Genomic DNA, 24158 nt, shown 5'->3' on the forward strand with positions numbered 1-24158 from the left:
AACTCCCGCCAGTACGCCCGCACATTCGGATATTCCTCCAGCGAGACAGTGTCTTCCAATGCATGGATGGGACAGCTGACGCCAAACCCGTGGGAGCGAGCCTGCTCGCGAAGGCATTCTGTCAGTCAACATCACCGTTGAATGACCCACCGCTATCGCGGGCAAGCCCGCTCCCACAAGGTTTTTTGGCGTGCGCTGATATCAAGCGCTTTGCAGGCCCACCGCTGTGCGCTGCATACCGACGAATTTCGGCAGCGCCTCGACCCGCCCGAGCCACGCCCGCACATTCGGGTAATCCTCAAGTGAGACATTGCCTTCCGGTGCGTGGGCGACGTAAGTGTAGGCGGCCACATCGGCGACGGTTGCCTTGTCGCCGGCAAGGAATGCGCTGTTGGCCAACTCGTCTTCCATCACCTGCAACAACGCATGGGAACGCTTGATCGCATCAGCTGCGTCGTAACCGGCGCCGAACACCGTGATCAAGCGCGCCGTGGCCGGGCCGGAGCTGATCTGCCCGGCAGCTACCGATAACCAGCGTTGCACCTTGGCTTGTTCGACCGGATCGCTCGGCAGCCACTGGCCGTTGCCGTATTTGCTCGCCAGATAAACAAGAATGCCGTTGGAATCAGCGAGCACCGTACCGTTGTCGTCAATCACCGGCACTTGGCCGAAACGGTTGAGGGCGAGGAATTCAGGGGTTTTGTGTGCGCCCTTCATCAGGTCGACGAACACCAGTTCGGTCGGAACATCCAGCAGGGACAGCATCAACTCGACGCGATGCGAGTGGCCGGACAACGGATGACGATACAGTTTGACGGCTGACTGAGACATGACGTGCTCCTGGATTTTTTGAGGTCGACCCGCTGATCGTGTCGATGGGCTCATCCTGCTCCCCTGCCGCAAATCGCGGAATCCTCAGCAAATACAATCGAGCATTTCAGCCAGTGAAATAATCATCCTCGTCCTTAGGCGCGCGTAGGGATCATTTCACCGCGTGAAACAGTGGATTGCAGTTTCTGGCCATTCCCTCGCAACCGGCCGAGGGCGAACATGAGCCCACTTGAGCTTCAGCCCCTGGCGGCTCACCGGCCCGTTTGCACCCGAGGAGAATCGAAATGGACACAGCGTCGAAACCGCAGCCCTCGCCCTGGCATGAAGGTGAGCTGACCCTGCAACGTGCCGTCGGCGCGGTGGAAATGATGGTTGGTGTCGGCCAGCGGCAACTGGCCCGCGACTGGATGCCGGATCAGCACCGCGAGTTCTACGCGCAACTGCCCTTCGTCGTGCTCGGCGCCGTTGATGGCCAGGGCGACCCGTGGGCGACGCTGCGCACCGGTCAACCGGGCTTCATGGATTCGCCGTCGCCACAGGTTCTGAAGATCAAACTCGACGCCCAGCCTAACGATCCGGCGAATCAAGGCCTGCAGCCCGGCGACGCGATCGGCATGCTCGGCATCGAGCTGCACACCCGTCGGCGCAATCGCATGAACGGCAACATCAGCCGCCGCGCTGACAACAGCCTCGAGATCGGCGTGACACAGGCTTACGGCAACTGCCCGCGCTACATCAATCTGCGCCATTACGCGTTCGTCGACGAAACCACCGACACCGCGCTCGACCTGCCTGTCAGCGAACCCTTGGTGCGCGACATGATCACCGCCGCCGATTCGTTCTACGTGGCCACTTACGTGGTGCGCGACGGTGAGCGGCAAGTCGATGTGTCCCATCGCGGCGGCAAATCCGGTTTCGTCCATATGGACGAGGACGGCACCCTGACCATCCCGGATTTCTCCGGCAATCTGTTCTTCAACACCCTGGGCAACATCCTGCTCAACCCGCGCGCCGGGCTGACCTTCATCGATTTTGAAAGCGGCGATCTGTTGCAGATGACCGGTAGCGCGGAAGTGCTGCTCGATGATCCGCAAATCGCCGCGTTCCAGGGTGCCGAACGTCTGTGGCGCTTCAGGCCGCAGCGCATCGTTTACCGTCAGGCCGCGCTGCCACTGCGCTGGGCCGAGCAGCCGCAAGGCGACTCGCCCAATTCGCAAATGACCGGCAGCTGGGAACAGACCCGCGAGCGTTTGCAGGCCGAGGCGCTGCGCAATCAATGGCGCGCGCTGCACGTCACGCGGGTGGTCGATGAGAGTCCGCAGATCCGTTCTTTTTACCTGCAAGCCAACGACGGCTTCGGCCTGCCGCGCTTCGAACCGGGCCAGCACTTGCCGATCAAGGTCTTGCTCGACGGTCAGGATGCCGCGTCGATCCGCACCTACAGCGTGTCCAGCGCGCCGTCGGACGAGTTCCTGCGCATCAGCGTCAAACGCGATGGCTCGGTATCCTCGCATCTGCATGATCGCGTTCAGGCATTGGACTTGATCGAAGCCCGCGCGCCGCAAGGCGATTTCACCGTCGACGCCACCGAACGCCGGCCACTGGTGCTGTTGGCCGCAGGGGTTGGGGTGACGCCGTTGCTGTCGATGCTGCGCGAGGTGGTCTATCAGGGCAAACGCATCAGCCGCATGCGCCCGACCTGGGTGGTGCAAAGCAGTCGCACCGTCGAGGATCTGGCCTTTCGCGAAGAAATCGACGCCTTGGCTGCACGCGCCGGTGACAAGGTCAAGGTGCTGCGCGTGGTCAGCCAGCCGCCGCTGGAAGCAACAGCGCATGGTTACGATCATGCCGGGCGCATCGACATCGCCTTGCTGAAAAGCCTGCTGCCGCTGGATGACTACGATTTCTACCTGTGCGGCCCGGGCAGTTTTACCCAGGCGCTGTACGACGGCCTGCGCAAAATGCGCATTCCCGACGATCGCATCCACGCCGAAACCTTCGGCCCGTCGACGCTGATCCGCGATGTCGAAATCAGCACCCCGGCGCCGCCGCAAGTGCCGGTCGCGGAAGAGCCGGTCAAGGTGCTGTTTGCCACGTCCGGCAAGGAAGCACGCTGGGAACCGGGCAGCGGCACCTTGCTGGAACTGGCCGAGGCGCGTGGCTTGAATCCTGAGTTCAGCTGTCGCGGCGGCTCGTGCGGCACCTGCAAAACCCGCCTTACCAGCGGCCAGGTGCATTACCTCACCCCGCCGGCCATGCGTCTGGCGGATGACGAAGTGCTGATCTGCTGCGCCGCCCCGGCGCAGGGCAGCGACACCCTGGTGCTGGATGTTTGAATGTTGAGGAGGTGTGCCATGAAGCCGTTTGCCGAAACCAGCGTCGTTTGGCCGCAAGAGAAAACCGGACTGTCCGCCAGCGAATGCGAACGCAGCTTTTTGCTGCCGCAATTGATGGGTTCACTCGCCGGTGAAACCTGCGCGTTGACGGGCTCATTCAATCAACGTGAGCATCTGCCTTCGAGCCCGAACGGCTGGTTTTCCCGTGGGCTCAAGGCGTTGTTTGCTTAGGCTTTGCTCACCGCCGCCACTCTGCCCGCCGGCCCATGCTGGCGGCTGGTGATCAATCCGACGAAGGAAATCAGCAGCGCCAAGCCAATGGTCGAAGTCACTTCCAGGCGATGTTCAGGGGTGATCATCATCACTGCCAAAGCCGCACAGATGAAGGCGATGACCAGCCAGGTAAGCCAGGGAAACAGCCACATGCGCAGGGTCATTTCGACCTTTTCCCGTTCCAGTCGGCGGCGCATGCGCAACTGCGAAATGGCGATCACCAGATACACCAGCAAGGCGATTGCGCCGGAGCTGGCGAGCAGGAACTGGAACAGCCCGGCCGGCATGAAATAGCTGAGTAACGTCACGCCTGCGCCGATCACCGTGCTGGCGATCACCGCCGCGCGTGGCACGCCGGCCGCCGAAGTCACCTTCAATGCCGGCGGCGCATCGCCGCGTCGGCCCAGCGAATAGAGCATGCGCGAGGAAATGTAGATCGACGAGTTCATGCAACTGGCCACCGCGATCAACACCACCACGTCGACGAGGAATTTGGCGTTGGGGATGTTCATCAGTTCCAGTGCGCGCTGGTAGGAGCCGACCGAGGCGAGTTGCGGGTCATTCCACGGCACCACGGAAATCACCACGAAGATCGACAGCAGATAGAAAATGCCGATACGCCAGATCACCGAACGGGTGGCCTTGGCGATGTTCTGCGCCGGATTGTTCGATTCCGCAGCGGCAATGGTCACCGCTTCGGTGCCGATGAAACTGAACATGATGGTGATGAACGCGCCGACCACCGCCGACATGCCGTTCGGCGCAAAGCCGCCGTGCTCGGCCATCAGCGTGCTCAAGCCACTGGCTTCACGCTCGGGAATCCAGCCCATCAGCACCGCAAAGCCCAAGCCGATGAAACCGATGATCGCGATGACCTTGGCCATGGCGAACCAGAATTCGAACTCGCCGTATTTCGACACGCTGAACAGGTTGGTGATCACCAGCAGCACGATCGACAGCAAGGCGAACAACCACGCATCGACCTGGGGAAACCACTGATTGAGCACGTGCCCGGCGGCCAAGGCTTCGATGGGAATCACCAGCACCCAGAACCACCAGTAGAGCCAGCCAATGGTGAACCCGGCCCAGCGGCCAATGGCTTGATCGGCGTAGGTGGAAAACGAGCCGGTGTCGGGGTGCGCCACGGCCATTTCGCCGAGCATGCGCATCACCAGCACGACCAGCAGACCGGAGAACAGATAAGCGAGCAGCACCGCAGGTCCTGCGGCGGCGATGGCGTGGCCTGAGCCAACGAAAAGTCCTGCGCCGATGATGCCGGCAATGGAAAGCATGGTGACGTGACGCGGTTTGAAACCTTGCGCCAACTGACCGTTGGAGTCCTTGGGGTTCAGGCTAGTCATGGGTTCTTATTGTTCTCATGATCGACGTTTGGGCCACTGACTGAGCGTCAGGCGATCATCATTTCCGGTGTCGGCATCAGGCGAAAGCTGCGACGCAGACGCTTTGCCGACGAAATGATGCTTCACATTACGTGGCCCGACCGCCGCGCAACTAGCCTGAGTGCGGCATGCCGATGTCTGATTTCGACATGCCACTCTCAGGCCAGCATGGGTCGGCGGCAACCGCTGCGGCGATTTACAGCGTGTAGGAAATCCCCACCTGCACGGTTCGCGGCGCCCCCGGGTAGGCGTAAACGTTGCCGAAGGCGCCCTCTTCGTAGTCACGATCGAAGATGTTTTTCACATCGAGATTGAGGCGCACCTTGTCGTTGACCTTGTAGAAGCTCAGCAGGTCGACCACGGTGTAACTGCCCATGGAAAACGCGGTGTTGGCGGTCTGCCCGGCGCGCTCGTCGACGTATTTCAGGCCAGTGCCGAGACCCAGACCTTTAAGCGTGCCGTCCTGAAATTCGTACATATTGAGCAGGCTGAAGCTGTTCTTCGGGATGTTCAGCAGTCGGGTGCCGGAGCGCAGCGTGTTGTCCTTGGTCACCTCGGCGTCGACGTAGGCGTAACCGCCGACCACTCGCCACTCAGGGGTGAGGTTGCCGGTGACGTTGACGTCGAAACCACGGCTGCGCACTTCACCGGCGGCGACGCTGAAAGTCGAATCCACCGGGTCGGTGGTCAGCACGTTGCGTTTTTCGATCTGGTAGATCGCCGCGTCGACGCTCAACTGCTGATCCAGCGCTTCCCACTTCACGCCCATCTCGTACGACTTACCCTTCTCCGGAGCGAAGCCGCCGCCTTCGCGACTGGCGCCGGTGTTGGGCTTGAACGAGCGCGCGGTGTTGGCGTAGACCGCCAGGGTATCGGTCAAATCGTAGGTGACGCCGATACGCGGGGTGACGGCGTTGTCGCTGGCCTGCCAGCTCTTGCCGCCGGGCACGTAGGTTTCGTAATCGTGCTCGAAGCGCTCGAAACGTGCGCCGGCCAGCACTTTCAGTTTGTCGGTGAGGGCTACCTGATCCTGCACGAATGCCGCGTAGGTCTTGAGGTTTTCCTTGTCGTGAGTCGGTGTGCGGGTCAGCGCCGGGCGTGGCTGGCCGTAGACCGGATTGAAGATGTCGATCGGGTAGGCACTGACCGCGCCGCTGGAGCGCTGGATGATCGACTTGTAATCGTAATCTTCGTACTCGATGCCGGTGAGCAAGGTGTGCTGCAGACCGCCAGTATCAAAATGCCCGGTGAGGTTAAGCTGGGTGTCCTTGTCGGTCCATTCCAGCTTGCGGTAGTTGAAGTTGCGCCCCAGCGTGCGGCCGTCAGCGGCAATGCCGTTGGCCTCGATCGCATTACCCTTGAGCGAGCCGTCGAGCCACTGGAAACCGCCGCCTAGGGTCCAGTCGTCGTTGAGCATGTGCTCGAAACGCAGTTGCGCCATGTTGTTGTCGTTGTGCAGTTTGCCGACGTCTTTCTCGCCGAAGAAGGTATCGCGCGAGGCGGTGCCGATCTGCGCCGGGTAGCGCGTCACGCCACGATCGAGCGGCGCGTTATTGCGCATGAAATCGCCTTCGAAAATCAGCTTGGTCGCGTCGGTGGCCTGCCAGGTCAGCACCGGCGTGATGCCGTAGCGCTCGTTCTCGACATGATCGCGGAAGGTGTCACCGCCCTCGCCCACCACATTCAAGCGATAGGCCAGACGCCCTTCTTCGTCGAGTGGCCCGGAAGCGTCGAGGGTGCCGCGCTTCATGCCTTGGTCGTTCAACTGGCTGCCTAACGTAACGGTGCGCTCGGGCAACGGCTGTTTCGACACCACGTTGAAGGTACCGCCTGGGTCGCCACGGCCATAGAGCATGGTCGCGGGACCGCGCAGCACTTCCAGACGCTCGATGGTGTTGGCGTCGGGCATGTTCGGGTAGCCACGGTTAATCGGGAAACCGTTGCGGTAGAACTCGCCCGTAGTGAAGCCGCGCACGGTGAACGTGGTCAGGCCCTGCCCACCGAAATTGTTCGCCCGCCCGACGCCGCCGGCGTAATCCAGCGCATCCTGCAAACGCGTCGCGCCGAGGTCTTCAACGGCATCCTTGGTCACCACGCTGATTGACTGCGGGGTTTCATGAATCGAAGTGTCGGTGCGCGTGGCGCTGGCCGAACGGGTCGCGCGGTAGCCTTGCACCGGGCCGTCTGCCCTTTCGTAATCCGCTGTGCCGACTACGTCGGTAGCTTCCAGCTCAAGCGTTGAAGAAGTCGATTCGGCTGACTCAGCCCACGAGGAAGAAGACAACGCCTGCAGCACACAAATGGAAAGCAGAGTTCGACGCATGAGGTGAAAACCTTTACGAATAGGCCAGAACGAAGGGCAAAACCGCCAGTGAAAACGTCGCGCATGGTATACGGTCGCATTAGTAATTGAAACGTATTCCTATTTGTCATGTTGATCTGGATTGGTGAGCGAGATTCATCACTCCATCCTGAATCCGCGCATTATCAGTGGCGCGTCGATGGCCTAGGCTCGTAGAGATCCGACGTCAACCGATGGCTGCGCCGCGCTACGTGTGCGTCGCCAGCCTGTCTGGAAGGAATTTGCAGATGAAATTCGACACCCCGGCCGACTCCAATCCGATCGACCAGCTGAAGGTGATCGGCCAACCTGCCGACCGCATCGACGGCAAGCTGAAAACCACCGGCACCGCCCCCTACGCCTACGAGCAAAACGCAGCGGTGCCGGACGCCGCTTACGGCTATATCGTCGGCGCCGGGATCGGCAAAGGGCGCATCGCCTCGATTGATTCGACGCAAGCGCGGGAGGCGTCCGGGGTGATCGCCGTCGTCACTTACGAAAACGCCGGGCCATTGGCCAAAGGCGAGTTTTACGTAGCCAGGGCCTTGGCCGGGCCGCATGTCGATCACTATCACCAGGCCGTGGCAATTGTCGTCGCAGACACTTTTGAACAGGCGCGCGCGGCCGCCGGCTTGCTCGACATCCGCTACGTGGCCGAACCAGGTTCATTCGATCTGGCGGCTGCGAAAGACTCCGCAACCCCACCGCCACCGGCCGGTTTCGGCCCGCCGCCGCAGACCAGCGTCGGTGACTTCGAAGGCGCCTTCAACGCTGCGCCAGTGCAAATCGATCAGCACTACAGCACGCCTGACCAGGCCCACGCGATGATGGAACCGCACGCAACCATTGCCCGCTGGAGTGGCACGCAGTTGACCTTGTGGACATCGATCCAACAGATCAACTGGGGCGTGCGCGATCTGGCGAAAACCCTCGGTATCGCCAAGGAAGATGTGCGCCTGATCTCGCCGTATATCGGCGGTGGTTTCGGCGGTAAGGGCACGATTCTTTGCGACGCTGTGTTGGCATCCCTGGCCGCTCGACATGCCGGGCGACCGGTGAAAGTCGCGCTGCCGCGGCCGCTGATGTTCAACAACCTGACCCATCGTCCGGCGACGATTCAGCGCCTGCGCATCGGTGCCAACCGTGACGGCGTGATCACCGCGATCGGCCACGAGAGCTGGTCGGGCAATCTGCGCGGCGGACGCGCCGAAGCGGCCACCGCGTCAACCCGATTGCTTTACGCCGGTGCCAATCGCATGACCCGTTTGAATCTCGCCGTGCTCGATCTCGCCGAGGGTTCGGCGATGCGCGCGCCGGGCGAGGCACCGGGGATGATGGCGCTGGAAATCGCCATGGATGAACTGGCCGAAAAGCTGCAGATGGATCCGCTGCAACTGCGCATCCTCAACGACTCGCAGGTCGATCCGGAGCAACCGGCGCGGCCGTTCTCCAAACGGCAGTTGGTGGAATGCCTGAACACTGGCGCCGAACGCTTTGGCTGGCGTCAGCGCAACCCTCAACCCGCTCAGCGCCGTGAGGATGGCTGGCTGATCGGCATCGGGCTGGCCTCGGCGATTCGCGGCGCACCGACCACCGCTTCGGCGGCGCGGGTGCGTCTCGATCGTCAAGGCGTCATCACCGTGGAAACCGACATGACCGACATCGGCACCGGCAGTTACACCATCATCGCCCAGACCGCTGCCGAAATGATGGGCGTGCCGCTGGACCGTGTCGTGGTGCACTTGGGCGATTCGCGGTTTCCGGAATCGTCGGGCTCCGGCGGCCAGTGGGGCGCGGCCTCCTCCACTGCCGGCGTGTATGCCGCGTGCGTGAAACTGCGTGAGGCCGCCGCTCGCGCCGTCGGGATTGACCCGCAGCAAGCCGAGTTTGTCGATGCACAGATTCGCGCAGGCTCGCAGCAGGTTGCCTTGGCTCAGGCCGCAGCCAATGGCGAGCTGACGGGCGAGGACCGCATGGAGTACGGAGACCTTGCCCAGCGCTTCGCCCAGCAGACCTTTGGCGCGCATTTCGCCGAGGTCGCGGTCAATGCGGCGACCGGCGAAATTCGCCTGCGTCGGCAACTGGCCGTGTGCGCCGCCGGGCGCATCCTCAACCCGAAAACCGCGCGCAGCCAGATCATCGGCGGCATGACCATGGGCGCAGGAGCGGCATTGATGGAAGAGCTGGCGGTGGATCATCGAATCGGCTTTTTCGTCAATCACGATCTGGCCGGATACGAGGTGCCGGTGCATGCCGACATTCCCCATCAGGAAGTAATCTTTCTCGATGAAGTCGACCCGTATGCCACCCCGCTGAAGGCCAAAGGCGTCGGCGAGCTGGGTATCAGCGGCGCCGCGGCGGCGATCGCCAACGCGATCTATAACGCGTGTGGCGTACGGGTGCGCGATTATCCGATTACGCTGGATAAACTCATCGGCGAGTTGTCCTACCCGGTCTAAGACTCGATCGCGCAGGATATCGCCCATGTACCCCACCACCCCCGATGGCCGCTATTTTGTGGTCAAGCAACAGCTGTGGCGTTGCAGCAATCCATCACTGCCAGCCGCCGAACGTGAGGCGTTTGTAGCCGAACTCATGTCCGCGCGGCGTGCGGTCAAAGAGGCGAAGCGTGCGGAGGATGCACAGGCGTTGAAGTCGGCGAGAGCTCGCGTCAACGACGCCAAAGTCGCGCTGGGTGAACGCGGGCCGGTGTGGTGGGATGACGGCAGCCCGGACTACAACCGTTTCAAGGTGAGCAATACACCGTATGCGCAGTGGTTCGCCCAACTGCCTGAAGAGGACAGCAGTTCTGCCTGAGTTTTGAATGGCCTGCTGATCTCCAATCCCACCAATCAACACAGATCTCCTGTGGGAGCGAGCCTGCTCGCGAATGCATTGGGTCAGTTAAAGAAGATGTTGGATGTGCCGCCGTCTTCGCGAGCAGGCTCGCTCCCACAGGATTGGGGATTGAATGAAGATCGATGGTTCAGCACGAAACAGTGTAGGAGTGAGCCTGCTCGCGATTGCGTTGGATCAGGCAATGAAGATGTTGAATGTGCCGCCGCCATCGCGAGCAGGCTCACTCCTACAAGGGATCTGCGGCGAGGCTCAGACTTGCAACAACTGCCGGGTCATCGCCATCGAGGTTTCCAGCGACTGTCCGGTGCGCTGCAATTTGTTCAGCAGGCTGGCACCGAGCCAGAGCTGATACAGCGTCTCAGCCAACTTCCGCGCATCGCCCTCGGGCAGGCTTTTGTCATTTTGGCCTTGTTCGATGCATTCGGTGATGCGCGCGACGATGCGTTCGGCGCCGTCGCGCAAGGTCAGGCGCATTGATTCGGACAGGTCGGCGACTTCGGCGCTGAGTTTCACCACCAGGCATTCATCGCCGTGGCCTTCGAGGGTGCAGCGCTTCTGCCAGCCCTGCCAGTAATCCATCAAACGCTCGAAGGCAGTCAGCCCAGGCAATGTCAGGCGGCGCTCCATGTCGGCGAGGTAGTCGACGAAGTAATCCTCGAGCAGCGCCTGGCCATACAACTCCTTGGATTTGAAGTAGTGATAGAACGAGCCCTTGGGCACGCCAGCGGTCTGCAGGATCTCGTTGAGGCCGACGCTGGTGAAGCCCTTCTCGGCCATCATCCGGTGGCCGGTGTCGAGCAAGTGTTGGCGGGTGTCGTCAAAGGTCGGCTTCATGGTGAGCAAAATTCCAGACAATAGACCAGTCGTATACTTTTCAGGACCGGGAGTTTGCCATAACCGACGGGCAAAAACATTTTCTGAAAAATTACTAGACGACTGGTCTAATTGGAACCTATGCTGCGCCCCGAGACACAAATTCATGCGGTGCCGACGCTGAGCGAATTCCTCGCCCTGTGCCGATGCCTGACCAAACCAAGGGTGCTCTATGAAAATCTTGATGGTTCTGACTTCCCACGAACAACTCGGCAACACCGGCAAGAAAACCGGCTTCTGGCTGGAAGAGTTCGCCGCGCCCTACTACGCCTTCAAGGACGCCGGCGCCGACGTCACGCTGGTATCGCCTGCCGGCGGCCAGCCGCCGCTCGATCCGAAAAGCGATGAGCCAAGCGCGCAGACTGCCGAAACCGATCGCTTCCGCGCTGATTCGGCCGCGCAACAGGCGTTGGCCAACACGGGTCGCCTGGCTGATGTGAAGGCTGAGGATTTCGACGCAGTGTTCTACCCAGGCGGCCACGGCCCGCTGTGGGATCTGGCCGAAGACAAGGCCTCGATCGCGCTGATCGAAGCCTTCGACCGCGCCAACAAACCTCACGGTTTTGTCTGCCACGCACCCGGCGTGTTGCGTCATGTGGTGCGTGCTGACGGCCAGCCGATCGTCAAAGATCGCGACGTCACCGGTTTCACCAACGCCGAAGAAGCTGCTGTTGGTCTGACTGACGTGGTGCCGTTCCTCATCGAAGACGAATTCCAGCGTCTGGGCGGGCGCTATTCGAAAGTCGCCGATTGGCAGGTGCATGTGGTGGCTGACGGGCACCTGGTCACCGGCCAGAACCCGGCCAGCTCCGCCGCCGTTGCCGAAAAGCTGTTGAAGATGCTCGGCTGAATCCCTCGCTCTACCCCGATCAACGCCGCGTGCGTACCGCCCGGCGTTGTTTTTTTGCCCAGTCACTAGTCGACTGGTCTAATCAGATTCAAGGCTTACTCCATGAATAACGCTTTCTTCACGCCTGCCAAATTGGGCGCACACACCCTGAAAAACCGCATCGTCCTGCCACCTCTCACCCGCCAGCGCAGCACGCAACCGGGCAATGTCGCCAACGAATTGATGGCCGAGTATTACCAGCAGCGCGCCGGTGCCGGTTTGCTGGTCACCGAGGGCACGCAGATCGAACCGCGCGGCCAGGGTTATGCGTGGACGCCGGGCATTCATACGCCGGAGCAGATCGCCGGTTGGCGCAAAGTCACCGAGGCGGTGCATGCCGTGGATGGCGTAATCTTCGCCCAGCTCTGGCACGTCGGTCGGGTCTCGCACACGGCGTTGCAGCCTAATGGTGATGCGCCGGTGTCGGCCTCTGCGGTGGCGACGGACCGCGTCAGCGTGTTCATCGAAACCGCGCCTGGTGTCGGTGAACTGGTGCCACCGTCTGCTCCGCGCGCGCTGAGCACCGATGAAGTGCAGGAACTGATTCAGCTGTATATCCAGGCCGCGCGCAACGCGATGGATGCGGGTTTCGATGGCATCGAACTGCACTGCGCCAACGGTTATCTGGTCAACCAGTTCATCTCCGCCCACAGCAACCTGCGCACCGATCAGTACGGTGGCTCGCTGGACAATCGCTTGCGCTTCTTGCGCGAAGTGGTGGCCGGTGTTGCCGAATGCATCGGCAAGGACAAGGTCGGTGTGCGTTTCGCGCCGTTGTTCACTACAACCGATGAAGCGCGGACGTATCTGGGCCTGGTCGAGGAAGATCCGCACACAACTTACATTGCGGCGATCAAGATTCTTGAAGACGTCGGCATCGCCTACCTGTCGATCGCCGAAGCCGACTGGGACAACGCGCCAGCGATGCCGCAGACCTTTCGCCAGGCCGTGCGCGACACCTTCAGCGGCGCGATCATTTATGCCGGTCGCTACACCGCCAAAACCGGCGCGCAATTGCTTGAGTCAGGGCTGGCCGATCTCGTTGCGTTTGGCCGACCGTTCATGGCCAACCCGGACCTGCCGGCGCGGATTGCTCATGACTGGCCGTTGAACCAGTTGAATCCGGCGACAGTGTATGGCGGCGGTGCCGAGGGTTATATCGATTACCCGACCTACCCCGCCTAAGAACCCAAAACAAGTTCCTGTGGGAGCGAGCCTGCTCGCGAAGGCGGTGGGTCAGTCAGCACTTGTATTGACTGACAGGACGCTTTCGCGAGCAGGCTCGCTCCCACAATAGGATGTCAGTGGCCGCTAAAACCTATACATAACAAACAATCTGTATAACTATTGGAGTTCGAATCGTTCACCGGACTTAGCTCCATGCCCCCTGCCCACCGCTTGCTCCTGATCCTCGGTGACCAGCTGTCTTTCGACCTGGCCTCCCTGCAGCCACTCGATCCCCAGCAAGACCTGCTGCTGATGGTCGAGGTCATGGAGGAAGCGACCCACGTCGCCCATCATCCGCAAAAGATCGCTCTGATCTTCAGCGCCATGCGCCACTTTGCCGAGGCGTTACGCGATAAAGGCTTCCGCGTCCAGTACGTCAGCCTCGACGACCCGGACAACCGCGGCTCCATCCCCGGCGAATTGCAGCGCTGGCAAACCCTCACTGGTGCCGACGAAATCCACATCACCGAATGCGGCGACTGGCGCCTTGAGCAGTCAATCAAAGATTCGGGCTTGCCCGTGCACTGGCATTCAGACAGCCGCTTCCTCTGTTCTCGCGAAGAGTTCTCCAACTGGGCCAGCGGCAAGAAGCAGCTGCGAATGGAGTTTTTCTACCGCGAGATGCGGCGCAAGAGTCGGCTGCTGCTGAACGGGGACGGTACGCCGGTCGGCGGTGCGTGGAATTTCGATGCGGAGAATCGCAAGGCGCTGCCCAAACACGCCAAACCGCCCTACCCGGCACGTTTCGCCAATGACGCAATCACCCAAGAGGTGCTGGCGTTGGTCGGCGAGCGCTTCGCCAGCCATTACGGCACGCTGGACGACTTCAACTACCCGGTGACCCACGCCGACGCAAAGGCCTTGTGGCAATACTTTCTCGACTATGCGCTGGCCGGCTTCGGTGATTACCAGGACGCCATGGCCAGTGATGAACCGTTTCTGTTTCATGCGCGGATCAGTGCCGCGCTGAACATCGGCCTGCTCGATTTGCGCCAGCTGTGCAGCGATGTCGAGGCGGCTTACTGGTCGGGGAGCATCGGCCTCAACGCTGCCGAAGGCTTCATTCGGCAGTTGATCGGCTGGCGCGAATACGTGCGCGGTGTGTACTGGCTGAAGATGCCGGATTACGCCGAGGGCAACGTGTTTGCTAACACGCGCCCGCTGCCGGAGTTCTACTGGACGGGTGAAACGCAGATGAACTGCATGCGCCAGGCCATCGGCCAAAGCCTGCAACATGCCTATGCGCACCACATCCAGCGGCTGATGGTCACCGGCAACTTTGCCTTGCTCGCCGGGATTGCGCCGAAGGAAATCTGTGAGTGGTATCTGGCGATCTACATGGACGCCTTCGACTGGGTCGAACTGCCCAACACCCTGGGCATGGTCATGCATGCCGACGGCGGGTATCTCGGCTCCAAGCCTTACTGCGCCAGCGGCCAGTACATCAATCGAATGTCGGATTACTGCGGCGACTGCGCCTACAAGGTCAAGGAAAGCAGCGCGGACGATGCCTGCCCGTTCAATGCGCTGTACTGGCATTTCCTCATGCGCCACGGCGACATTCTGCGTGGCAATCAGCGCATGGGCATGATGTACAAGAACCTTGATCGCATGCCGCTGGCCAAGCAGGATGCGCTGTGGCAACGCGGGCAGACGCTGTTGGCGAAACTGGATAACGGCGAAGCTTTCTAGTGCGCCTCAGGCCTGCCCGGCCATCCCGTTGCGCCCCGCCGCTTTGGCGCGGTACAGCGCCTGATCGGCGGTCTGGATCAACGCCGGCAGCGAATCCAGCTGAGCGCCCGTCCCCACCGCCATACCGATACTCACCGTGATCCGAGCAAACGGACTGCCCGGGTGGGCGATGTTCGCTTGCTGCAAACGCTCGAGCATCAGTTGCGCCACCACCGTCGCACCGGCGCTGTCGGTGGCTGGCATGATCACCGCCATTTCCTCGCCACCGTAGCGCGCGACCAGATCCGAGGGGCGTCGCACGCAGCCTTCAAGAATCTTGCTGACCGCTTGCAGGCAGGCATCGCCGGCGACGTGGCCCAAGGCATCGTTGAACAATTTGAAGTGGTCGATATCGATCATCAGCAACGCCAGCGAAGTCCCGTCACGCTGCGCGCGCCGCGCTTCCACCGTCAGGGTTTCATCGAAACAGCGGCGGTTGGCCAGGCCGGTCAGCGCATCCTTCAGCGCCAGTAACTCCAGCTGCCGATTAGACGCGAGCAATTGCTGCTGGGCATCGCGCAAGGCTTCTTCGGCCTCGGTGCGGCGGCGGATATCAAGGATCAGGAACCAGCCGATCAACCCGGTCAGCCCCAGCAGCCCGATCACCACCACCGCCGACAGCGCCGCTTCGATGCGCCACGCCGCCAGCGCTTCGTCCTTGCCCAGGGCCACGGTGGTGATCAGCGGTAGCGTTTCGCTTTTGCGGAACGCGTAGAGCCGCTCGACACCGTCGAGGCTGGAGGTGTAGGAGGCAGTGCCGACCGAGCGGTCAACGAGGTATTTGGCGTAGATCGGCGATTTGGAGAAGTTGCGGCCCATGTCCTGCTCGCGGAACGGATAGCGGACCAGCAGCGTGCCATCGGTGTACGACAGGCCTATCGCGCCGTCCTGGCCAACGTCGAGTTTGCCGAACACCCGCAGGAAGTTTTCCACCCCCAGCGTCACCGCTACCACGCCAGCGAACTGGCCACCGGCGTCATTGAAGCGCCGACTGATGGTCACCACCCATTCATGATTGGCACGGCTCTGGATCGGCGGGCCAATGAACGGCTCGCGGCTCCGGTTTTCACGGTGGTGAATGAAATAGGCGCGGTCGCTGCTGTTGGCGCCCTCCGGAATCGGTCGGTTGGAGGACATCAGCCAATGCCCGTTCCGGTCATAGATGATGATGCCGCTGAGCTGTGGCATCAGCGGCTGCTGGCGGTCGATCAGGCTCTGGATGCGCTGAATCTGCGCCGGGCCGTTGCCCTCGGTTTCCAGACGTTCGACCAGTCCGAGCAAGAGCAGCGAGCTTTGCCGGACGATGCCTTCGGTGTAGGTATTGAGCGCCTGGGTCAGGTTCAGGCCATGCACGTCGACTTCCGCCAGCGCACGCTCGCGCGAAGACCAGACCTTCCAGATCGTCAGTGAAGTCAGGGAACAGCCAATCACCAGCAGCAGGAGCATTACAAGGCGAGTATCACGCTTCACGTCAGTACCTTAAGGAAGTCCGGGATCCATTCCAGCCATCATTCGAACGTCGGCACTCACGGCGGCCACGTGTTCCGGGGCGCAAGCATACAAGCAGTGTGCAGCGGCTGCAGCAACAGAGTGTGCAGCGCTAAGCGGCAGGTGCGGCGGGTTTGAGGATTTCCACGAGAAAATCGATGAACACGTTGATCCGGCTCGATCCACGGTGGTTGGGCAGGTACAGCGCGTTGATGCAACTGCTGGCACTGCCGGGATTGACCTCGTAGTGCTCAAGCAAGCGCGTCAGGCGCCCGGCGGCGACGTCGTCGCGCACCAGCCAGTCGGCCAGCAGCGCCACCCCGCCACCGCCAATCGCCGCTTCGCGCAGGATGTCGGCGTTATTGCTTTGCAGGCGGCCCGCAACGTTGAGCTGAATCGGCTCTTCGTCGCCCTGAAAGGTCCAGTGATGATGGCTGCCGCCGTAATCGAAACGCAGGCATTGGTGCTCAAGCAGATCCCGCGGATGTTCGAGCACGCCGCTGCGCGCGAGATAATCCGGGCTGGCGACAATCCAACGCTGAAACTGCCCGACGCGTTTGCTGACGATGTCTTCACTGACCACCGTCGAGCCGAGCCGCACTGAAACGTCGATCTGCTCGCTGAGCAAATCGCTGACCTGATCGCTCAGCGACAGGCTGATCTCCAGCCCCGGATGACGTTCGAGCAAGCGGCTCAGGTGCGGCGCGATCAGCCGGCGGCCAAACTCCACCGGCACGCTGATGCGCAAGCGGCCCTGGGCATCACTGCCACGATCGGCGACCACCGCATCGGCTTCGTCGATGGCATCGAGAATGGCCACGGCCTTCTCGAAATAGGTTTGACCGGCGACGGTCACGCTGGTGTTGCGCGTGGTGCGATTGAGCAGGCTGGCGCCCAACTCGTTCTCCAGCCCCGCCACTTGCCGTGTCACCGAAGACGTCGAAATCCCAAGCTTGCGCGCCGCCGAGGAATAGCCCCCGCAGCGCACGGTTTCAACAAACATCTTCAAGGCCAGCAACTTGTCCATAAGCGGGATCCGGTGGTGAGGGAACGCCGCTGATTGTGCATCAGTGCTCGCCACACGTCTTGTATCGTCGTGCTTGCCGGGCCTCATCGCGACCTCAGCCATCAGCCTTGCGGCTCAGGAACAACGCCAGCGCCAGCGCCGGCAACACCGCTACGGCGACGGCAGAGAGGTTCCAGCCGAAGTGTTCGTACAGCGGGCTGGCGACCAGTGAACCGAGGGCGCCGCCGACGAAGATGCTGGTCATGTACACCGCATTCAGGCGTGCGCGGCTGTGCGGGTCGAGGGCGTAGACCTCGCGCTGGCCGAGGACCATGTTCAACTGCACGGCAAAATCCAGCAGCACCGCACACACCACCAGCCACACGTAACCACTGCCCGGCAACGCGGCGATCAACAGTGACAGCGGCGCCAGCAGCAACGCCACCAAGGTACCGCGACGACCGTGCCCGGCATCGGCCAGACGCCCGGCAATCGGCGCAGCAATCGCACCCACCGCGCCGACCAGAGCGAAGATCGCCACCTGCGCCTGGCTGAAACCGTGGTGACGCATCAGCTCAATCGGCGCGAGCGTCCAGAACAGGCTGAAACTGGCGAACAGCAAACCCTGATACAGCGAACGCTGGCGCAACACAGGAAAGCGTCGGGCCAAGGCAAACACCGAACCGATCAACGCGACATAGGTGGCTTTGTGCGTCGGCACCCGGCGCGGCAGTGCCACAGCGGTAATCAGCGCGATTACCGCCATCAGTGCCGCCGCGCTGTAAAACACCCCGCGCCAGCCGAACACTTCAACCAACAGGCTCGACAGCGGCCGCGACAGCAGAATCCCCAACAACAGGCCGCTCATGATGTTGCCGACCACGCGGCCCCGGCTGGCTTCCGGCGCCAGGTGCGCGGCCAGCGGCACGAGAATCTGCACTGCCACCGAAGTCAGGCCGATCAGCAAAGAGAGCAGCAGAAACAGCGACGGCGAATGAGTCAGGCCAGCGCACAACAGCGTCACGCTGGCGGCGAGGGTGAAGCCGACCACCAGACGGCGGTTTTCCATCAGGTCGGCCAGCGGCACCAGCAGCAACAAGCCCAGCGCGTATCCGAACTGCGTCAGCGACACGATCAGGCTGGCATTGGCGCTGGACAGGCCGATCTGCGGCGCGATCAGTTCGACGATGGGTTGTGCGTAATACAGGTTGGCGACGACCGCGCCGCAGCAAAATGCCAGAAACGCGACCATCAGGCCGGAGAGTGAAGCAGGCTGTTCGGCGGGGGCCGCAACGGCAGGGTTGCCCGTAAGCATGGTGACACCTCGTTGAGTTCGGGAAAGTTGTGCCAAGGCTACGGTGAGCCGGCGGGGGCGAGAATCCGTGCCACTGGCAACGCACTGATGCGCGGCGCGCAACGTTGCTTGTGGCGCAACGCGCTGTTGCGCGGGCCAGTGATTCTCCGCTGCAAGGGTCTTCTCTACGCTTTGGCCCTGGCGCAGACGTCCGCATCGGCGCCCTTCCCCCGGCTGCTACAAGGAGCGTTTCCATGACCCGCACTGCACTCGTCCTGCCACTGTCCGCCGCGTTTTTCTGCCGACCATGAACAGCCATTTGCTCAAATCCAGAACCCTGTGGATCAGCGTCGCCGTGCTCGCGGTACTCGGCCTGATCGTCGCCGTCGCGCTGATGTGGCGCCCGGCGATCGCGCCAATCAAACGGCCGACGTCATTCGATACTGCGCAATTGCAACGCGGCGCACGGGTGGTCGAGGCCGGCGACTGCGCGGTGTGCCATACCCGCCCCGGCGGCGAATACCTGGCCGGCGGGCTGCCGCTGGTGACGCCGTTCGGCACGCTATACAGCACCAACATCACCCCGGATGCGCAGACCGGCATCGGCGAATGGTCACTGCCGGCCTTCGAGCGGGCGATGCGCGAAGGCATTGCCCGCGACGGCCACTTTCTCTACCCGGCGTTTCCTTACGTGCACTACCGGCGCATGAGCTCCGAAGACATCGCCGACGCCTATGCCTACTTGATGAGCGGCCCCGCCGTACATGCGCCCGCCATGCAGAACCAGATGAATTTCCCGATGAACATCCGCCCGCTGGTGTCGTTCTGGAATCTGCTGTTTCTGCATGGCGAGCCGCTCACGCCGCAGGCCGAACACAGCGCGGCATGGAATCGCGGACGCTATCTGGTCGACGGCCCGGGCCACTGCGCCGGCTGCCATTCGCCGCTGAACCTGATCGGCGCGGAGAAATCCTCGGAGTATTTGAAGGGCGGCAGCGTCGATGGCTGGGAAGCGCCAGCACTGGTCGGCCTCGGCCAACGCGCCAATCCGTGGAATCGCGAGCAATTGGTCGGCTATCTGCGCGCCGATGTCGTCGATGGCCACGGCACACCGGCCGGCCCGATGCGCCCGGTCAGCCTGAGTCTGGCGCGCTTGCCGGCCAGTGAAGCCGAAGCGATTGCCGACTACCTGCTGAGCCTGAAAAGCCCGCACGCGTTGAGCGAAATCACTGCGCAAAAGCCGCCGAGCAGTCCAGCGGATCACAGCAGCGGCGCCCTGCTCTTCAGCAGCGCCTGCGCCGGATGTCACGCACCCGCCGCGCCGATGCGTGAAATCGACGGCCGCCCAGGCCTGCAAAGCACTTCGGCGCTGCAAGCGGCCAGCTCGCGCAACTTTCTCAAGACCGTACTCGAAGGCGTGCCCGCCATTCCCGGCGCCCCCGGCCCGGTGATGCCGCCGTTCGCCGCGAGCCTCGACAACGCCCAGCTCGGCGCCCTCGCCGCGTATCTGCGCGAGCAAGCCAGACCCGAGCAGCCATGGACTGACCTTTCTTCCACTATTGAAGCGTTACGTCAGGAGACGAAATGAGCCAGATCACTCTCACCGTCAATGGAGCCACCCAAGCGCTGGAGCTGGAAGCGGACATGCCGCTGCTGTATGCGCTGCGCAACCACTTGAACCTCAACGGCGCCAAGTACGGCTGTGGCCTGGGCCAGTGCGGCGCGTGCACGGTGATCGTCGACGACCAGCCGGTGTTCGCCTGCCTCACGCCCTGCGCAGGCCTTGAAGGGAAAAGATCCGCACCGTGGAGAGCCTCGGCAGCGCAGAAAAACCCGGCCCGTTGCAAGCGGCATTCATCGACAAGCAAGCGGCGCAATGCGGTTACTGCATCGCCGGCATGCTGATGCGCGCGCAGGCGTTGCTCGAACGTGATCCGCACCCGGACGAACAAACCATCCGCGAGCACATGGCCGGCAATCTGTGCCGTTGCGGCACGCACTTGCGCATCATCGAGGCGATCAAGCAGGTGGCCGGGCACAACGGGAGCCGGACATGAGCGAAACAAACGGCTTGAACCCCAGCCGCCGGGCCTTCCTGCGCGGCGGCGCGTTGCTCATGGCTTTTACCCTGATGCCAATGGCGCGGCGGGCCTTGGCCGACACCGAAGTCGACACCCTCGGCACCGTAGTGCTGGCCCCCGATCTGCCCGGCAGCCTGCGCACCAACCCTTACCTGGACGCGTGGATTCGCATCGGTGCCGACGGCATCACCGTGTACACCGGCAAGGTCGAACTGGGCACTGGAGTGAAAACCGCGTTGCTGCAAATCGCTGCCGAGCGTTTGCAGGTGCCGGCCAGCGCGATCAACTTGCTCACCGCCGACACCGCGCTGACGCCCAACGAAGGCTACACCGCCGGCAGCCACAGTGTTTTCGACAGCGGCACCGCGCTGTACAACGCTGCCGCGCAGGTGCGGGAAATGCTCGTCGATGCCGCTGCGCGCAGTTGGCAAGTTGATGCTGCGCAACTGAGCACCCGCGACGGCATCATCGAAGGACCGAATGGTCAGCGCATGGCTTATGCCGAAGCAGTCCAGCATGTCGATGTGCACCAATACGCCAAGGTGCAATCACCGACGATGGCGGCGGCCGACTTCAAGCTGATCGGGCACAACCTGCCGCGTCTGGACATTCCGGCCAAGGTCAGCGGCGGCGCGGCGTTCGTGCAAGACATGCGCCTGCCGGGCATGCTGCATGCGCGGGTGATTCGCCCGCCGCGTCCCGGCTGCACGCTTCAGGCGTTCGATGCCGCGTCCATCGAGGCGTTGAACGGCGTGGTCAAAGTGATTCGCGACGGCAACTATCTGGCCGTGGTCGCCGGTGATGAGTGGCAAGCGATCAAGGCCATGCGCGCCGGCATGGAAAGTGCCAAGTGGAGTGGTGGCGAGGCGATTCCCGAAGCCGCCGGGATTCACGATTTGCTCAAGCAATTGCCCTCCAAGCGCTATCCGATCAGCAACACCGACAATCCCGGCGGCGCGACCGAAACGCGCTTCAAGGCGCGGGTCACCAAGCAGTATTTGATGCACGGCTCTATCGGCCCGTCCTGTGCGGTGGCCTGGTTTAACGATGGCGTGCTCACGGTGTGGACCCACACCCAGGGCGTCTATCCACTGCGCGCCGGTATCGCCGAAATGCTGCGGCTGCCGCCGGACCGTGTGCGCTGCATTCATACCGAAGGCTCGGGTTGCTACGGCCACAACGGCGCCGATGATGCCGCCGCCGATGCTGCGCTGATCGCGATGCGCCTGCCGGGCACGCCGGTGCGCGTGCAATGGATGCGCGAGCAGGAAAATCTCTGGGAGCCGTACAGTTCGGCGATGGTCACCGAAGTCGATGCCGGCCTCAGTCAGGGCCGTTTGCAGGACTGGAACTACGAGCTGTGGACCACGCCGCACAACGAACGCATCGTCAATGCCGGGCGTTTGCTGCCGGCACGTCTATTGGCCAGACCCTTCGCCTCGGCGCCGTCGGTGCCAATCGCTCAGCCCGAAGGTGACGGTGATCGCAACGCGGTGCCGCTGTATGAACTGGGCGCGACGCGGATCAACATGAATTTCGTCACCACCATGCCGTTCCGCACTTCGGCCATGCGCTCGCTGGGTGCGCACATCAACATCTTCGCCATTGAGGCGGGTATCGATGAGTTGGCGATCAAGGCTGGCCTTGATCCGGTGGCGTTGCGTCTGGCGCATCTGCGCGACCCGCGTGCCCGTGCCGTGATCGAGCGCGTGCGTGATGAAATCGGCTGGCCACACAAGAGCAACGAGCCCAGTGCTGGGATCGGTTTTGCCTTCGCTCGCTACAAGAACATCATGGGTTACTGCGCCCTCGCGGTGAAATTGCGGGTGCATCCGCAGACCGGTGAAATCCGCGTTGACCATGTGGTGACGGCGGTCGACGTCGGCCAGATCGTCAGCCCCGATGGCCTGCGCAATCAGGTCGAGGGCGGCATTGTCCAGTCGGCCAGCTGGACGCTCTACGAACAAGTCGCCTACGACGCGGGCGGCATTCGCAGCTACGACTGGAGCAGTTATCCGATTCTGCGTTTCACCCAATTGCCGAAAAAAGTCGATGTGCATTTGCTTGATCAACCGGGCGAACCCTTCCTCGGCGCTGCCGAAATCGTCCAAGGGCCAATGGCTGCTGCCCTCGGCAACGCGGTCAGCAATGCCACCGGCCGGCGCTGGCTGAATCTGCCGCTGACTCGCTCGACCCAACCCGCCTGAACCACGCCCGCGCCCGTCATGGATGGGCGCGGGTTGCCGTTGCGTTGCGCGCAAAACTGCGTAGCGCCGGCCACGGATTATCAGCCCCGCCACCCCCGGTTAAGTTACCTGCACAGCACGCGGCAGCTGGCTGCCGCGCTTGAACCTTACTCATCGACATCCGGAGCTACCCATGACCCGTCGCCTGTTCCAACCGATCGCCCTTGGCCCTTACACCCTTGCCCACCGCGTAGCGATGGCGCCCCTGACGCGCTCGCGCGCTGGCCAGCCGGGCGACGTTCCGACCACGATGAACGCCGAGTACTACCGCCAACGCGCCAGTGCTGCGCTGATCATTACCGAGGCCACGCAGATTTCTCAGCAAGGCCAAGGTTATGCGTGGACGCCGGGGATCTACACCGATGCGCAAGTCCAGGCGTGGCGCGAAGTCAGCACGGCGGTGCACGCAGCGAACGGTCTGATCTTCATGCAGCTGTGGCACGTCGGCCGGGTCTCGCACCCCAGCTTTCAGCCGGACGCCGGCTTGCCGGTGGCGCCAAGCGCCCTGCCAGTGCCGGGCAAGACCTTTATCGTCGATGAACAAGGCAACGGCGTGTGGGGTGATGTGCCGGTACCGCGCGCCCTCGAAACAGCGGAAATTGCCGACATCGTCGAAGACTATCGCCGCGCTGCGCGTAACGCGTTGAACGCTGGCATGGACGGCGTGGAAATCCATGCCGGCAACGGTTATCTGCTCGACCAGTTCCTCAACAGCAACAGCAACCAGCGCGACGACGCCTATGGCGGCAGCGTAGAAAACCGCGCGCGCTTCCTGCTCGAAGTGGTCGCCGCCGTGGCTGATGAAGTCGGTGCCGAGCGCGTCGGCGTACGACTGACGCCGATGGGTCGCTTCATGGGCATGGGCGATGACACGCCCGAAGCGACCTTCGGTTATCTGGTCGAAGCGCTCAACCAGTGGAATCTGGCCTACCTGCACCTGGTCGAGCCGGCCATGGTCGGCACGGTCAAGGACGAAAACTTTGATCCGCGCTGGGACGCGATCATCGCCCAGTTGCGCCAGACCTGGAACGGCGTGCTGATCCTCGCCGGCGGTTATGACGCTGAATCTGCCGAACAGGCGTTGAACGCCGATCGCGCCGACATCATTGCCTTTGGCCGGCCATTCCTGGCCAACCCGGATCTGCCGCGTCGGCTGCACGATGGCCTTGAGCTGAACACGCCGGATCCGAGCAGTTTCTTCGGCGGCGACCAGCGTGGTTATGTCGATTATCCGTTTCACGCTTGAGTTTCTGAGGCGAAGTGCTGGCGTTCGGCTTTGGTAT

General features: G+C 62.4%; 17 protein-coding genes and 1 pseudogene. 11 read left to right on the forward strand and 7 right to left on the reverse strand.

Going from position 1 to position 24158, the window contains the following annotated elements:
- Nucleotides 1–201 precede the first annotated feature (201 nt).
- Nucleotides 202–831: a glutathione S-transferase family protein gene (locus AB4N73_RS08845; protein WP_252886230.1), complete on the reverse strand. Its 630-nt coding sequence runs from the start codon at nucleotides 829–831 to the stop codon at nucleotides 202–204.
- A 284-nt stretch (nucleotides 832–1115) separates the two neighbouring features.
- On the opposite strand from AB4N73_RS08845, the gene AB4N73_RS08850 reads away from it, so the two are divergent.
- A complete protein-coding gene (locus AB4N73_RS08850) occupies nucleotides 1116–3167 on the forward strand; it encodes a 2Fe-2S iron-sulfur cluster-binding protein (RefSeq protein WP_310216071.1) in 2052 nt (683 codons plus the stop codon).
- An 18-nt stretch (nucleotides 3168–3185) separates the two neighbouring features.
- Nucleotides 3186–3398 (forward strand): hypothetical protein, encoded by a 213-nt coding sequence (locus tag AB4N73_RS08855; RefSeq protein ID WP_041480326.1) that lies wholly within the window; start codon nucleotides 3186–3188, stop codon nucleotides 3396–3398.
- Here AB4N73_RS08855 and gabP read toward each other — a convergent pair.
- Both gabP and AB4N73_RS08865 read right to left on the reverse strand, forming a co-directional pair.
- The gene (gene gabP / locus AB4N73_RS08860; RefSeq protein ID WP_460095367.1) at nucleotides 3395–4801 is read right to left on the reverse strand and encodes a GABA permease; all 1407 of its coding nucleotides are present in this window, start codon (nucleotides 4799–4801) and stop codon (nucleotides 3395–3397) included. The genes AB4N73_RS08855 and gabP overlap by 4 nt on opposite strands.
- A gap of 235 nt (nucleotides 4802–5036) precedes the next feature.
- Nucleotides 5037–7163, reverse strand: a complete 2127-nt coding sequence (locus tag AB4N73_RS08865) for a TonB-dependent siderophore receptor (RefSeq protein WP_460143280.1) — start codon at nucleotides 7161–7163, stop codon at nucleotides 5037–5039.
- 266 nt (nucleotides 7164–7429) lie between these two features.
- On the opposite strand from AB4N73_RS08865, the gene paoC reads away from it, so the two are divergent.
- On the forward strand, nucleotides 7430–9640 hold the full coding sequence (gene paoC, locus AB4N73_RS08870; protein ID WP_460143281.1) for an aldehyde oxidoreductase molybdenum-binding subunit PaoC: 2211 nt from the start codon (nucleotides 7430–7432) through the stop codon (nucleotides 9638–9640).
- 25 nt (nucleotides 9641–9665) lie between these two features.
- Entirely contained in the window at nucleotides 9666–9998 is a 333-nt protein-coding gene (locus AB4N73_RS08875) for a hypothetical protein (RefSeq protein WP_041480322.1), read from the forward strand.
- A gap of 291 nt (nucleotides 9999–10289) precedes the next feature.
- Here the strand turns inward: AB4N73_RS08875 and AB4N73_RS08880 are convergent, their stop codons facing one another.
- Nucleotides 10290–10874 carry a TetR/AcrR family transcriptional regulator gene (locus AB4N73_RS08880; RefSeq protein ID WP_460143282.1) on the reverse strand — a complete coding sequence of 195 codons (585 nt, stop codon included), beginning with the start codon at nucleotides 10872–10874 and terminating at the stop codon, nucleotides 10290–10292.
- 211 nt (nucleotides 10875–11085) lie between these two features.
- On the opposite strand from AB4N73_RS08880, the gene AB4N73_RS08885 reads away from it, so the two are divergent.
- The 3 genes from AB4N73_RS08885 to AB4N73_RS08895 all read left to right on the forward strand — a co-directional run bounded on the left by AB4N73_RS08885 (nucleotide 11086) and on the right by AB4N73_RS08895 (nucleotide 14721).
- A complete protein-coding gene (locus AB4N73_RS08885; RefSeq protein ID WP_460143283.1) occupies nucleotides 11086–11763 on the forward strand; it encodes a type 1 glutamine amidotransferase domain-containing protein in 678 nt (225 codons plus the stop codon).
- A 102-nt stretch (nucleotides 11764–11865) separates the two neighbouring features.
- On the forward strand, nucleotides 11866–12987 hold the full coding sequence (locus tag AB4N73_RS08890) for an alkene reductase (protein WP_122880591.1): 1122 nt from the start codon (nucleotides 11866–11868) through the stop codon (nucleotides 12985–12987).
- A gap of 195 nt (nucleotides 12988–13182) precedes the next feature.
- Nucleotides 13183–14721 carry a cryptochrome/photolyase family protein gene (locus AB4N73_RS08895; RefSeq protein WP_460143284.1) on the forward strand — a complete coding sequence of 513 codons (1539 nt, stop codon included), beginning with the start codon at nucleotides 13183–13185 and terminating at the stop codon, nucleotides 14719–14721.
- Nucleotides 14722–14727: 6 nt separating this feature from the next.
- Here AB4N73_RS08895 and AB4N73_RS08900 read toward each other — a convergent pair whose 3' ends face one another.
- The 3 genes from AB4N73_RS08900 to AB4N73_RS08910 form a co-directional block, all read right to left on the reverse strand.
- Nucleotides 14728–16230, reverse strand: a complete 1503-nt coding sequence (locus AB4N73_RS08900) for a sensor domain-containing diguanylate cyclase (protein ID WP_256809843.1) — start codon at nucleotides 16228–16230, stop codon at nucleotides 14728–14730.
- A gap of 130 nt (nucleotides 16231–16360) precedes the next feature.
- Complete coding sequence (locus AB4N73_RS08905) at nucleotides 16361–17275, reverse strand: LysR family transcriptional regulator (RefSeq protein ID WP_041480316.1); 915 nt, start codon at nucleotides 17273–17275, stop codon at nucleotides 16361–16363.
- Between the two features lie 94 nt (nucleotides 17276–17369).
- Nucleotides 17370–18569 carry an MFS transporter gene (locus AB4N73_RS08910; protein WP_076562840.1) on the reverse strand — a complete coding sequence of 400 codons (1200 nt, stop codon included), beginning with the start codon at nucleotides 18567–18569 and terminating at the stop codon, nucleotides 17370–17372.
- A gap of 298 nt (nucleotides 18570–18867) precedes the next feature.
- On the opposite strand from AB4N73_RS08910, the gene AB4N73_RS08915 reads away from it, so the two are divergent.
- The 4 genes and pseudogenes from AB4N73_RS08915 (at nucleotide 18868) to AB4N73_RS08930 (ending at nucleotide 24121) form a co-directional block, all read left to right on the forward strand.
- Nucleotides 18868–20136, forward strand: coding sequence for a c-type cytochrome (locus tag AB4N73_RS08915; RefSeq protein ID WP_460143285.1), 1269 nt, complete (start codon nucleotides 18868–18870; stop codon nucleotides 20134–20136).
- Nucleotides 20133–20605 (forward strand): annotated as a pseudogene (locus AB4N73_RS08920) ((2Fe-2S)-binding protein). The gene AB4N73_RS08915 and the pseudogene AB4N73_RS08920 overlap by 4 nt, the downstream one beginning before the upstream one ends.
- Complete coding sequence (locus AB4N73_RS08925; protein ID WP_460143286.1) at nucleotides 20602–22836, forward strand: xanthine dehydrogenase family protein molybdopterin-binding subunit; 2235 nt, start codon at nucleotides 20602–20604, stop codon at nucleotides 22834–22836. Before AB4N73_RS08920 ends, AB4N73_RS08925 begins: the two are co-directional and overlap by 4 nt.
- Before the next feature lie 172 nt (nucleotides 22837–23008).
- Complete coding sequence (locus AB4N73_RS08930) at nucleotides 23009–24121, forward strand: alkene reductase (protein ID WP_431077998.1); 1113 nt, start codon at nucleotides 23009–23011, stop codon at nucleotides 24119–24121.
- The last annotated feature ends 37 nt before the right edge of the window (nucleotides 24122–24158 follow it).

Source organism: Pseudomonas sp. S3_B08 (assembly GCF_054667725.1).